Here is a 12,885-nt window from a genome sequence, read left to right on the forward strand (position 1 = left end):
GGCTTCAGGCGGCGAGTTTCTGCTGAACCGGTTGATCGCCTTGCACCGGTTCGCCGTCCCTGAAGGCAATGCCCTCCAGCAACAGCTTGATCTGCTCAGGGCCGTTGATACGGCGCCAGGTTTTCTCGGCTTCCTCGATCAGCTTGAATGCCAGACCGAGGAAGGTTGGTCGCGACACGCAGTTGCGGGTGCGAGTCGTCCGGTGGCGCACGGTCGCGAATGTCGACTCAATCGCATTCGTCGTGCGCAAATGCTGCCAGTGCTCGGCGGGGAAGTCGTAAAACGCCAGCAGGCTCTCCCGGTCCTTCTTCAGCGTTTCGGTTGCCTTCGGATATTTCGCGGCGTAGACCGTCACGAAACGATCGAACGCGGCGTACGCGTCGGCGCGCGTCGCCGCCATCCAGATCGCCTGCAGGTCGGCCTTCGCGCGCCCCTGTTGCGACTTCGGCAGCGCGTTGAGCACGTTGCCCATCTTGTGAAACCAGCAGCGCTGGCCGCGCGTTGCAGGAAACACTTCCTCCAGTGCGGCCCAGAAGCCCATTGCGCCATCACCGACGGCCAGCAGCGGACCACCCTGCAAGCCTCGCGATTTCAGATCGAGCAGCAGTTCCTGCCAGGACGCCTTCGACTCCCGATACCCGTCGCCGATTGCCACACGCTCCTTGCGCCCATCCGGCCTCACGCCGATGATCACCAGCAGGCATTGACCATCCGAGTTCTCGCTGCGCAGGCCGGTATGAATGCCGTCGACCCACCAGTACACGTAGCGCGAGTTCGACAGATCACGCCGGCTCCAGCTGGCGTGCTCATCGCCCCATTGCGCCTTCAGGCGACTTACCACGTTCGCCGACAACCCCTTGGCGTCCTCGCCCAGCAGCACGCCCAGCGCTTCGCTCATATCGCCCGTCGAAATGCCCTTCAGATACAGCCACGGCAGCGCCGCACTCACGCGCGGCGACTTCCGCACATACGGCGGCACAATCGATGAATTGAACTTCACACCTGATCCTGATCGATCGCGAACCTTCGGCACCTTCACCGCAATGGGGCCGGCCGCCGTCAGCACCTCGCGCTCCGGCAGATAGCCATTGCGCACCACGGCACGCTGTCCGTGCAGGGTTTTAACGTTCTCGAACCGCTCCAGCAGCGCCGACAGCTCTGCTTCGATTGCCTGCTGGATCACCTGCCGCGCGCCCTGGCGCACCAGATCGTCCAAGCCCAGACCGACTTCCGATAGACCGACGACTTCTTTTTCCGTAAACTTGCTCATGGTGGATGGTTTGTTGTTTGCTGGTTTCCGACTTCGACAATCAGATTCTCAGCTGAAACCTCCACCGCCTTCAATCTCCCGCCTCAAATCCCCCATACACCAGATTCGAGCTTAGCTCACCGTTGACCGTTGGCCGCATTGGCTCAGTCGCTGTTTTGGAACGACTGCGGGGACGCGGCGTCGGGAGCACGCTGATGAAACTTGCTGAAGAGTGGGCACGAAAAAACGGTGCCAACGACATGAGGCTGACCGTTTGGGCGTTTAATGAACAGGCGGTCGATTTGTATCAGGAACTTGGCTACGAGCTTCGTGCGTTCGAGATGGGAAAGCAACTGCCTATTGCTGGGGATATGCCAGTCGCATGAGGCGATGCTCGGCCACGAACGATCAGTCTATATTCGTGCATAGATCGTGGAAAATTAATTGTTCACGTGAAACTTTTGAAACCTCTATTATCTGTTTCGTCTTTCCGAAAACGTTCTTGGAGCATTCAATGCGGATTAGAACCACCTATTTGAAAGTGTCGGACATGGAACGCAGTTCTGCTTTCTGGGAAAACCTGTTGGAAAGCGCGCCGAACCGCAGGTCGGATAAGTGGACCGAATTCTCGCTCGGTGAAGTCCGCTTCGGGTTGCTGCTAAATGATTTTGGCGATGAGTTCGTCGGGAGCGGATGCGTTCCTGTGTTCGAATTTGACGTATCCGCCTTGCATATATTTCTGGATCGCGCCAAGGCTTTTGGGGCAACAGTCGCTCTCGACGGGCTAAACAATGAAGCCATGAAGAGCATTGTGTTGGTTAGCCCTGATGGCCATGAGTTCGAACTTTGCGCATGTCACGACTAATCGGTTGTTCTACCCCGAAAATCTAGGCCCGCGTTGCCCGTCGCGAGTGTCCGTTCCTAAGAGCGTCAACGGGCTGTTGTGGGTCGAACTCGGCCGACTGTAATATGCCCGGTTCACCGATAAGCTTTCGCTCGCTCATTCTGGCAAATACGCACGCCCGGTGGTATTTTTGGTGGTATCCGTACCGGCAAAATTCCTCAAACCCGCTCAAGCAAAGCGATAGCAGGGGGTTTTTCATTCCGGCCCTGCCATCAAACAATCTTCCCGATTCCCAATCGTCCGGAAGACATCGCCAGTCGCATCTCCCATCAAAAACCCTTTAGCCACACCGGGATCATTCATCCAGGCTGGTAAGCACGCCCTCGCCGCCTCACCGACGGTGGAAAGTACCTTGCGACACAGAGGCCGTAAATGATCAGCGCCGCGACCGTGTAGGACACGAATCGCGCCGCAAAGAACAGCAAGACCACGACGACCGCGGCCAGCAGCATCTCCAGTCTCGGACCGAGCGCCGACAGCTGCCCGCCGCGCGCTTCGAAGGCGGTCCCCAGCAAAATCAGCAACGGGATCAGCGCGAGCACCATGTGGATCGGCTCGAGGATCGGATAAGCCACGAGCATCGTCATCGAAGCGAGCGCGTAGTCGATGCGGCTGTCCCGATGGCGGCGAAACACCAGATACGCGGACAGCAGGCAAGCAGCCAGCACCACCGCATGCGAAGCAATCGACAGCAACGCACCGGACACCGGCATGCCGACCGTCGCCGATAGCGTCTGCAGCGCGCCCCTCACGGCGTTGTTCATCGGCGCGCCGCCACCGCTCATCCCCAGTGCCATGCCGTTCAGGCGCGGCATGTCCGACACGAAGTAGTGCCACAAAACGTCGAAGCCGAGGCGCGCTCCGGTGATCAACGTCAACGCAATCGCAACGACGCTCGCCATCACGAACGTCCGCCATTCGCGACGCAGCAACAGCAGGCCGGCGACGGCCAGGGGCGTGAGCTTGATCGCGATCGCAAAGCCAAGAAAGAGTCCAGCGGCATAACCTTTGCCACGCTCGATCAGCGCGAAAGTCGCAATCAACAGGAAGAACAGCAGTTCGTTCGATTGGCCGTCGTAGGTATCTTCGACGAGCGGAAAGCTCAGCAGCGCGACCGCCACCAGCAGCAGATTCACGCTGCGCTCCGTGCCGCGGTACGCCATCGTGACGACGAGATACAAAGCCACCGAGAACAACACGATCGACGCACTCACCCAGACGATTTTCGCGGCGAGCGGCGTCAGCAGCGCGAGCGGCGCAAACACCAGCGCGAACTGCGGCGGGTAGGCGTAGAAGATGTCGTCGCCCGTCGAGCGCGCGCCGATGCCCTGCAAAAACGCGATGAGTGCGTCGTGATCGTACAGGCGCGCCGGGTCATGCAGCACGACGTTGAAGGCGTACAGGTAGAAATTGAAATCGCCGAAGGCGTCAGGGACGTTGCCACGAAACTTGGCGACGACGTGCAGGATACGCAGCGCGAGGCAGGCTACCGCAATCAGCAAAAGGAGCGCGGCACCCGCGCCGAAGTTCGACCTGGTCCGTACGGCGCCTGCGTTGAACATGGTGTCTCTCCGCGGTACGTCAATCAACGTGGGAGTTGCTGCGCCCTTGAGACCCGCGCTAGCGGGGGCGTACCAGCAGACCATGTCGCCGGTACGGTCCGGGGATGGCCGGCATGGCCAGCCATCCCGGCTTCGTGCCGGACGACCGGACAGAGATTACCGATTCGCAAAAATCGATCTGTGCGCTCGCCCACACGAGACCGACCTATGTCGGGAACTTCGCCGCGCGAAGATCGTTCGTCGGCGGCGAATCGCCGTGTTCGCCGCGGAACACCACGCGTCGCGCCGATCGGCGCTTATCGGCTCGCGGCCCCCATGCCAGCGCGCGCAACCTCGCGGCGTCGCTTGATCATGTAGCCGCCCCACATCAGTACGAGCCATGCCGGCACCAGCCACACCGAGACCGACCAGCCCGGCGTCAGCGCCCCTGTGTTCGCCGCATGTCGCCGCTGGGCGCAGAACGCTGTCGAAGGCAGCGCTGTGGCAGATTGCACGGCTGGACCGTACGGTCCGGTCTGGCAAAACCGCTAACTTTACCCGACCGATATTCCTCTGACATTCGGAGCCGCCCGCTTCGTTCTGCGCCGCACTCAAGCGCGCGGATTGTGATTGTCACGGGGATCGCGCCCGGGTATGTTGCCGAAGTCCACTTTTCACGCCGCGGAGCATCACTATGTTGCCCAAACGTCTGCTTTGCGCCGCCGTGTTGTGCCTCTGTTTCGCGGGCGTCAGTACGTCCGCGCTCGCGCAGACGGTGCCCGCCGCCCAGCAAACGGCCGATGACGCCGCCGCGTCGCAGGCAAGCGGCCAGCCTGCGCCAGCGCCTGCCCCCGCTACTGCCAGCAAGCCGCCTGCCGCCGCGCTCGGCGGCCCGGTGCGCAACATCGTGCTCGTGCATGGCGCGTTCGTCGACGGATCGAGCTGGAACGGCGTGGTCGCGAAGCTGCAGCAAAAGGGTTATCACGTGAGCTCGGTGCAGAACCCGCTGACCTCGCTCGCCGACGACGTCGCCGCGACCCGCCGCGTGCTCGATCGCGAGAACGGTCCGGTGCTGCTGGTCGGGCACTCCTGGGGCGGCGTCGTGATCACCGAGGTCGCCGCGAATGCGCCGAACGTCGCCGGGCTCGTGTATGTCGCCGCGCTTGCGCCGCAACTGCACGAATCGGCGATGGACGTGATGAAGGCCGGCGGGCCGATGCCGGCCGGCCAGAGCATCAGCAAGGACGCGAACGGGTTTTTGTGGATCGACCGCGCGCGCTATCACGCCGATCTCGCCGCCGACGTGCCCGAGACCGTCGCACGCGTGCTCGCCGCCGCGCAGGTGCCGATCGCCGCGAGCGCATTCGACGAACCGGTCGATCAGGTCGGCTGGAAGGACAAACCGTCGTGGTACGTGCTGACGACGAAAGACCACGCGGTGTCGCCCGATCTGCAGAGAATGATCGCCGCGCGCATCGGCGCGAAGGTGGTGCCGGTCGCGTCGAGCCATCTCGCGCCGGTGTCGCACGCCGGGGCGGTGGCGGAGGCGATCGATCACGCGGCGCGCGAGTTGAGCCGGCAGCAGCAGTAAGCCGGCGGCTCGACGCCGCGCGGCTCAGCGCAGCATGAACGACATCGCCGACAGACAGTTCAGCATCCGCACCGCATGCTCGGCCGACGCCGCACTGAAGCGCAACGTCACGCCATCGACGCGCGTAAGCGTCGGCCATTGGCAGAACAGATCGGCGAGCCCGCTCGTTTGCACGCGCAGTTCGCAGTCGATCGTTCGCGGCTCCGCGCGCGTCGCGGCAGGCGCGCGGCCCGCTTCGACATGCTGACGGACCACGTCGCGCGCGGCGGCCCGCAGCGCCTCGCGCACGCTCGCAGGCGACTGCGTGACGCCGCTTGCTTGCCCGGTTGCGGTCTTCGTGACGACGAAACGCGCGCCGGGAAAACGCGGCGCGGTTTCCTCGGCGAACACGTCGTCACCCGATAAAAGCACCACACGCGCGCCATATTCTTCGGCGAGCGCACCGTACAGCCCCGCTTCGCCCAGCTCCACGCCGTTGAACGCCACGCGCGCGAACGCGAAGCTGTTGATCGTGTGCGCTAGGATGCCGCGCGTTTGCGCTTTCGCGTGATAGCCGAGCATGAAGACCAGCGCCGCACCGTATTCGAGCCCGGCCATCATGCCGAGCGTGCGCGGCTTGCCGAGCACGAGCTGGGCGCGCGGATCGAGCAGATCGGGCAGCAGGTTGCGAAAGCCGCCGTGCGAATCATTGACCCACACGTCGGTCGCGCCGCCCGCGAACGCGCCTTCGACGGCCGCGTTGGCTTCGAGCGTCATCCAGCGTCGCGCGGCTTCGTATTCGCCGTTGCCCGCTCGGGTCTGCTCGGCATGGAACACGCCGGCGATGCCTTCGATGTCGGTGGAGATCAGGACTTTCATCGCGCGGAATTCCTCAGCAAGTGGGCAAGGTCCGGCACGCTGTCGCGCAGCGACAGCCGCCGATGGCCGTCGCGACCGGTGACCGACTCGGCGCTCCACAATGCATCGACGATCGCCTGCTCGACGCTGTCGGCGCAGGCGCGAAACAGCGGGTCCATACAGTGATCCGCGACCAGCGGCGGCAGCGCGACGAAGTCCGCGCCGTGCGGCACCGTGTACGCGGTCGAAAACGCCAGCGCGATATCGCCGCTGCCGTGGCCGTACACCGAGCCGGTGCGCGCGAGACCGGCCGCCGCGCGCAACGACAGGCGTTTCAGCTGGCGCGCGTCGAGCGGCGCATCGGTCGCGACGATCATGATGATCGAGCCTTGCTCGGGTTGCTCGGGGGTCGCATTAGCAGCGGCACTGGCAGCATTCGCCGCCTCAGCGACGGCCGCGCGTTCGGCCAGAATGCGGCCGAGCGGCGTGCCGTCGATCGTCAGCATCGGCAGACGGCCGAAGTTGGCAAGCACGAGCGCGCCAACGGTGTAGTCGCGGCCCGCCGCACTGGACACGCGCGACGCAGTGCCGATGCCGCCCTTCAGATCGAAACACGACATGCCGCGCCCCGCGCCGAGCGCACCGCTCGCGACATCGGCGCTTGCCGCGTCGAATGCTTCGTTGAAATGCTGTTCGGTCACGGCAAGCGCCTGAATGTCGTTCAGGTAGCCGTCGTTGCATTCGAACACGAGCGGATTGAGCGTCGACCATTCGCGGCCGATGCGCGGATTCGCGCGAATCGCCGCGCGGATCTGCGCCTGCGCGACCGTACCGACGCCGAAGGTGTTGGTCAGCGCGATCGGCGTCTCCAGCGTGCCGAGTTCGTCGAGCTGCACGAGCCCGACGCTCTTGCCGAAGCCGTTGATCACCGACGCGGCGGCCGGCACCTTGTCGACGAACGGATCGCCGCGATGCGGCCGGATCACGGTCACGCCGGTTTGCAGCGCGCCTTCGGCAAGCGTGCAATGACCGACGCTGACGCCGTCCACGTCGGCGATCGTGCCGAGCGCTCCGGCCGGCAACGTGCCGAGATGCGGCGCGCGCTCAGCCGAATGATGGTTGCTCATGCTCATGGCCGATCCAGCTTCGGATCGAGCGCATCGCGCAGACCGTCGCCGAGCAGATTGAACGCGAGCACGGTCAGGAAGATAGCGAGGCTCGGAAACAGCGCGATATGCGGCGCGGTCACCATGTCGGCGCGAGCTTCGTTGAGCATCGCGCCCCACTCGGGCGTCGGCGGCTGCGCGCCCAAGCCGAGAAACGACAGGCTCGCCGCCGTGATGATCGACGTGCCGATGCGCATCGTCAGATACACGACGACCGATGAAATCGTGCCCGGCAGAATGTGCCGCGCGATGATCGTCCAGTCCGACGCCCCGATGCTGCGTGCCGCCTCGACATAGGTGAGCTGCTTGAGCATCAGCGTATTGCCGCGCACGAGCCGCGCGAACGCCGGAATGCTGAAGATCGCCACGGCGCAGATCACGTTGATCATTCCGTTGCCGAGAATCGCGACCACGCCGATCGCGAGCAGAATGCCGGGGAACGCGAACAGCACGTCGGCCACGCGCATTGTGATGCGATCCCACCAGCCCTCGTAGTAACCGGCAAGCAGACCGAAGAACGTGCCGATCACCGCGCCGATCGCCACGGACAGAAAGCCTGCCTCGAGCGAAATGCGCGAGCCGACGAGGATGCGGCTGAAGATATCGCGGCCCAGCGAATCGACGCCGAACCAGTGCGCGGCCGACGGCCCCGCGTTCAGCGCGTCGTAGTCGAAGAAATTCTCGGGGTCGTACGGCACGATATGCGGCGCGATGATCGCGACCACGATCAGGAGCAGCACGAACACGCCGGCGGCCAGCGCGACATGCTGCTTGCGGAACTTGCGCCAGAACTCGCTCCACGGTGTGCGGATCGCGCGTTCGGAGGCAGTGGGAGTGGCCGCATTCGGCCCGGTGGCGGTGGTGCTCATGCGGGCCTCACTTGAAACGGATGGTCGGGTTGATCACCGCGTACAGCACGTCGACGATCAGGTTGATGATGATGAATTCGAGCGAGAACAACAGCACCTCGGCCTGAATGATCGGATAGTCGCGCATCGACACCGCATCGACGAGCAATCGGCCGAGGCCCGGCCAGTTGAACACCACTTCGACGACGATCGAGCCGCCGAGCAGAAAGCCGAACTGCAACCCCATCATCGTGACGACGGGAATCAGCGCGTTGCGCAGGCAGTGCTTGATGATCACGAGCCGCTCGGGCACGCCCTTCGCACGCGCGGTGCGCACGAAGTCCTCGTGCAGCACCTCGACGAACGAGGCCCGCGTGAAGCGCGCCATCACGGCCGCGACCGCCGCGCCGAGCGTCAGCGACGGCAGCACGTAGCTGCGCCACGAACCGTCGCCGACGATCGGCAGCCAGCCGAGTTGCACCGAGAAAATCTGCATCAGCAGCATGCCGAGCGCGAACGCCGGAAACGAAATGCCCGACACCGCGAGCGTCATGCCCAGGCGGTCCGGCCAGCGGTTGCGCCACACCGCCGAGGCGATGCCGATCGCCATGCCGATCACGACCGCCCACACCATGCTCGCGATCGTCAGCCACAACGTCGGGAAGAAGCGTTCCGCGATCTCCTGGCTCACCGGCCGCTTGCTGCGCGTCGAAACGCCGAAGTCGCCATGCGCCATCCGCCAGAAGAAACGGACGAACTGCTGCGGCAGCGGCTTGTCGAGCCCGAGGTCGGAGCGCACGAGCGCCACGGTCGCCTCGTCCGCTTCAGGACCGGCGGCGAGCCGCGCCGGATCGCCCGGCAGCAGATGCACGAACAGGAACACCAGCACGGCGACGATGAAGAGCGTCGGCAGCAGGCCTAGCAGACGTTTGACGAGGAAGTTCAGCATGAAACCAGTCCGGCAAATGAGCGGCAATTGAGCGGCAAATCAGGCGGGCAACGAGGACCCGTGTGCGGCGGCGGCGCGGCGGCGGGCTGGGTGAACCGCCGCCTGACGCATGCCGCCTCGTCAGCTCATCACTTGATCGCGATCTCGTCGAAGTTGAACGAGCCGTCCGGCGCGACGTAAGCGCCCGACAGACGCTTGCTGCGCGCATACACGACCTTCTCCTTGACGAGGAAGATCCACGGCGCGTCGGCCCAGATGCGCTTCTGCGCGTCGGTGTAGAGCGCGGCCTTCTGCGTGCGGTCGGTGGTTTCGAGCGCCTGCTTCAGATCGTTGTCGACCGCGTCGTTCTTGTAGTACGACGTGTTGACCATCTTCGGCGGAATCGAGTAGCCCGCGAGCAGCGGGCTGATCGCCCAGTCCGCCTCGCCGGTCGACGACGACCAGCCCGCGTAGTACATCCGCACCGGCGCGGTCGCCGGATCCTGCGCGCTTTCGACCTTGGCGACGCGCTGACCCGCTTCGAGCGCCTCGACGCTGGCCTTGATGCCGACCTGCGCGAGCTGCTGCTGCACGAACTGGATCACCTTCTGCGCGGTCGAGTAGTTATACGCGGACCACAGCGTCGTTTCGAAGCCGTTCGGATAGCCCGCTTCCTTCAGCAGTTCGCGCGCCTTCGCGGGATCGTACGGCCAGGGTCCGAGCTTGACCGCATAGTCGACGCCCTGCGGCACGACGCCGTCGGCCGGCGTCGCGTACCCGGCGAACGCGACCTTCGTCAGCGCTTCCTTGTTGACCGCGTAATTCAGCGCCTCACGCACCTTCGGGTTGTCGAACGGCTTCTGGTTCATGTTCATGCTGATGTAGCGCTCGATGATCGACGGCGCCGCGATCAGATCGACCTTCGGGCTCGACTGCAGTTGCGCGGCCTGCTCGAACGGCACCTGGAACGCGAAGTCCGCTTCGCCGGTGCGGATCAGCGCGGCACGCGTGTTGTTGTCGACGACCGGCTTCCAGTCGATCGCATCGATCTTCGGATAACCCTTCTTCCAGTAGCCGGCGAACTTCTTCACGGTCAGGTCGCCGGCCGGGTCCCACTTCACGAGTTCGAACGGGCCTGTGCCAACCGGATGAAACGCGATGTCCTTGCCGTACTTCTTCAGCGCGTCCGGCGAGATCATCACCGCAGACGGATGCGCGAGCACGTTGATGAACGCCGAGAACGGCGTTTTCAGCGTGACGCGCACCGTGTACGGATCGACCACTTCCGTTTTCTCGATGCGGCTGAACATGTTGTAGCGCTTCAGCTTGTTGGCCGGATCGGTCACGCGGTCGAAGTTCGCCTTCACGGCGGCCGCATTGAAGTCGGTGCCGTCCTGGAACTTCACGCCATGGCGCAGCTTGATCGTATAGACGCGCGCGTCGGGGCTCGCCTCATAGCTGTCGGCGAGCACGTTGACGAGCTTCATGTCCTTGTCGAAGCCGAACAGCCCCTGATAGAACGATTTCGCGACCGCCTGCGACAGCGTGTCGTTCGCGTCGTACGGATCGAGCGACGTGAAGGTCGACGCGACGGCCATCACGGCCGTCGTTTCGGCGTGCGCCAGATTGCCCGCGAGCGTCGCGAACACCACCGCGCCGCCGCTGACGAGCGCGCGCAAACGAAACGGAGAGGACGGGAACAGCAGGTTCATGAGATTGCTCCAGGCTGCGAGTTAAGGATGTGACAGGGCCGTTATGGTTGGCGTGGCTTCAATTGCTGATGTTTCTCTTGCTGTTGCTTCGATTGCCGATGCTTCGGGTCTCGCGCTTCAGGTCTTCCGCTTCAATGCGATGCGGCGCTTCGCTCAATAAGCGCCGCCGACGCGATGCTGCGCGACGAAATGATCCGGACCCACCGCGACGAGCGGCGCAACGACCGGCTCGTCGTGCAGCGCGCGGATCGGGCTCGGAATATCGTCGGCGGCGAGCATGCGTTGCGCGTGACGGCGCCCGGGATCGGCGACCGGCACCGCGCTCATCAGCTTCTTCGTGTACGGATGCTGCGGCGCCTCGAACACCGCGCGACGCGGACCGATCTCGACGATCTGGCCGAGATACATCACCGCGACGCGATGGCTGACCCGCTCGACCACCGCCATGTCGTGCGAAATGAACAGATACGCGACGCCGAGCTCGCGCTGCAGGTCGAGCATCAGATTGACGATCTGCGCCTGCACGGAGACGTCGAGCGCGGACACCGATTCGTCGGCGATCACGACCTTCGGATTCAGCGCGAGCGCGCGAGCAATCGCGATACGCTGACGCTGCCCGCCCGAAAACTCATGCGGATAGCGGCGCGCGGCCTCGGCCGGCAAACCGACTTTCTCGAGCAGCCATGCGACGCGCGCCTGCGCTTGTCCACCCTGCGCGACGCCATGCACGAGCAGCGGCTCCATGATCGAGAAGCCGACGGTCAAGCGCGGATTCAACGACGCGAACGGGTCCTGGAAAATAAACTGGATATCGCGGCGCAGCGCCTGCAACGCGGGCCCGGTCAGCGAGCTGATTTCCTTGCCAGCGAATTCGATCGAGCCACTCTGACTTTCGACGAGCCTCAGCAGCGAGCGGCCCGTGGTCGACTTGCCGCAGCCCGACTCGCCGACCAGCGCGAGCGTTTCGCCGGGCCGCAGATCGAAGCTGACTTTTTCGACCGCATGCACACGGCCCGTCATACGGCCGAACAGGCCGCTACGGACCGGAAAGCGCGTGACCAGATCGCGCACGCGCAGGATCGGCGGCGTGTCGTCGCGCACCAGCGGCTGCGCTTCTTCGGCGACAGCCGCCGCCGGCTGCACCGCGGCATCGGCGCCGTTCGCGCCGGCCTGCTCGACGCTCAGGATCGGAAAGCGCGCGGGCTGATCGGTGCCGTGCATCGAGCCGAGCCGCGGCACCGCCGCGAGCAGCGCCTTCGTGTACGGATGCGACGGCGCGGCGAACAGCGCGTTCGACGCGCCCTCCTCGACCTTCTCGCCGCGATACATGACGAGCACGCGGTCGGCCACTTCGGCGACCACGCCCATGTCGTGCGTGATGAAGATCACGCCCATGTTCATCTCGTCCTGCAAGCCGCGAATCAGTTGCAGGATCTGCGCCTGGATCGTGACGTCGAGCGCGGTGGTCGGTTCATCGGCGATCAGCAGCGCAGGCTTGCACGACAACGCCATCGCGATCATCACGCGCTGGCGCATGCCGCCCGACAGCTGATGCGGGTAACGCGCCGCGACGCGCCTTGCCTCGGGAATCCGCACGATCTCGAGCAGACGCAAGGTTTCGGCGCGCGCGGCCTCGCGGCTCTTGCCCTGGTGCAGCGCGATCGCCTCGCTGATCTGATCGCCGACCGTGAAGACAGGATTGAGCGAGGTCATCGGCTCCTGGAAGATCATCGCGATGTCGGCGCCGCGCACCGTGCGCATCGTGCCGGACGACGCCTTCGCGAGATCGAGCACGCTGCCGTCGCGCCGCCGGAAGGCGATGCTGCCGCCGGCAAGACGGCCGCCGCCATGCTCGATCAGCCGCATCAGCGCCAGCGACGTGACCGACTTGCCCGAGCCCGATTCGCCGACGATCGCAAGCGTCTCGCCGCGCTCGACCGTGAACGACAGATTGCGCACCGCGTTGAAGGTCGAATCGCCGCGGCGGAACGCGACCGTCAGATCGTCGACCGCGAGCACGCGCTGCGGCGGCAGGGTTTCGATAAGCGGGCTGGCGGTGTGCGAGGAAGTCGGCACGGTGGTTCCTTTGCTTTGAATTCGAACGCGGCT

The 12,885-nt window shown here is 64.5% G+C and carries 12 protein-coding genes; 3 read left to right on the forward strand and 9 right to left on the reverse strand.

The genetic code is table 11. The features are described 5' to 3' along the window. Positions 1 to 4 precede the first annotated feature (4 nt). Positions 5 to 1,270 (reverse strand): IS256 family transposase, encoded by a 1,266-nt coding sequence (locus OKW26_RS29920; protein ID WP_429352297.1) that lies wholly within the window; start codon positions 1,268 to 1,270, stop codon positions 5 to 7. A gap of 122 nt (positions 1,271 to 1,392) precedes the next feature. On the opposite strand from OKW26_RS29920, the gene OKW26_RS29925 reads away from it, so the two are divergent. Both OKW26_RS29925 and OKW26_RS29930 read left to right on the forward strand, forming a co-directional pair. Then, positions 1,393 to 1,635 (forward strand): GNAT family N-acetyltransferase, encoded by a 243-nt coding sequence (locus tag OKW26_RS29925; protein ID WP_429356030.1) that lies wholly within the window; start codon positions 1,393 to 1,395, stop codon positions 1,633 to 1,635. A 128-nt stretch (positions 1,636 to 1,763) separates the two neighbouring features. Beyond that, positions 1,764 to 2,114, forward strand: a complete 351-nt coding sequence (locus tag OKW26_RS29930) for a VOC family protein (RefSeq protein ID WP_429356031.1) — start codon at positions 1,764 to 1,766, stop codon at positions 2,112 to 2,114. 338 nt (positions 2,115 to 2,452) lie between these two features. Here OKW26_RS29930 and OKW26_RS29935 read toward each other — a convergent pair whose 3' ends face one another. Together OKW26_RS29935 and OKW26_RS29940 are read right to left on the reverse strand one after the other, a co-directional pair. After that, positions 2,453 to 3,715: a glycosyltransferase family 87 protein gene (locus OKW26_RS29935; protein WP_429356032.1), complete on the reverse strand. Its 1,263-nt coding sequence runs from the start codon at positions 3,713 to 3,715 to the stop codon at positions 2,453 to 2,455. A 296-nt stretch (positions 3,716 to 4,011) separates the two neighbouring features. Beyond that, positions 4,012 to 4,209: a hypothetical protein gene (locus OKW26_RS29940; protein WP_429356033.1), complete on the reverse strand. Its 198-nt coding sequence runs from the start codon at positions 4,207 to 4,209 to the stop codon at positions 4,012 to 4,014. 179 nt (positions 4,210 to 4,388) lie between these two features. On the opposite strand from OKW26_RS29940, the gene OKW26_RS29945 reads away from it, so the two are divergent. Then, the gene (locus tag OKW26_RS29945; RefSeq protein WP_429356034.1) at positions 4,389 to 5,285 is read left to right on the forward strand and encodes an alpha/beta fold hydrolase; all 897 of its coding nucleotides are present in this window, start codon (positions 4,389 to 4,391) and stop codon (positions 5,283 to 5,285) included. A 24-nt stretch (positions 5,286 to 5,309) separates the two neighbouring features. Here the strand turns inward: OKW26_RS29945 and OKW26_RS29950 are convergent, their stop codons facing one another. From OKW26_RS29950 to OKW26_RS29975, 6 genes are all read right to left on the reverse strand, one after another. Next, positions 5,310 to 6,143 carry a M55 family metallopeptidase gene (locus OKW26_RS29950; RefSeq protein ID WP_429356035.1) on the reverse strand — a complete coding sequence of 278 codons (834 nt, stop codon included), beginning with the start codon at positions 6,141 to 6,143 and terminating at the stop codon, positions 5,310 to 5,312. Further along, complete coding sequence (locus tag OKW26_RS29955) at positions 6,140 to 7,255, reverse strand: P1 family peptidase (protein ID WP_429356036.1); 1,116 nt, start codon at positions 7,253 to 7,255, stop codon at positions 6,140 to 6,142. Before OKW26_RS29955 ends, OKW26_RS29950 begins: the two co-directional genes overlap by 4 nt. After that, entirely contained in the window at positions 7,252 to 8,157 is a 906-nt protein-coding gene (gsiD, locus tag OKW26_RS29960) for a glutathione ABC transporter permease GsiD (RefSeq protein ID WP_429356037.1), read from the reverse strand. The genes OKW26_RS29955 and gsiD overlap by 4 nt, the downstream gene beginning before the upstream one ends. Positions 8,158 to 8,164: 7 nt before the next feature. Further along, complete coding sequence (gene gsiC, locus OKW26_RS29965; protein ID WP_090801536.1) at positions 8,165 to 9,085, reverse strand: glutathione ABC transporter permease GsiC; 921 nt, start codon at positions 9,083 to 9,085, stop codon at positions 8,165 to 8,167. A gap of 128 nt (positions 9,086 to 9,213) precedes the next feature. After that, positions 9,214 to 10,776: a glutathione ABC transporter substrate-binding protein GsiB gene (gene gsiB / locus OKW26_RS29970; protein ID WP_090801538.1), complete on the reverse strand. Its 1,563-nt coding sequence runs from the start codon at positions 10,774 to 10,776 to the stop codon at positions 9,214 to 9,216. A gap of 153 nt (positions 10,777 to 10,929) precedes the next feature. Continuing rightward, the gene (locus tag OKW26_RS29975; RefSeq protein WP_429356038.1) at positions 10,930 to 12,852 is read right to left on the reverse strand and encodes a dipeptide ABC transporter ATP-binding protein; all 1,923 of its coding nucleotides are present in this window, start codon (positions 12,850 to 12,852) and stop codon (positions 10,930 to 10,932) included. Between the last annotated feature and the right edge of the window lie 33 nt (positions 12,853 to 12,885).

The sequence above is a fragment of the Paraburkholderia sp. 32 genome, from assembly GCF_050435345.1.
GTDB lineage: Bacteria > Pseudomonadota > Gammaproteobacteria > Burkholderiales > Burkholderiaceae > Paraburkholderia > Paraburkholderia tuberum.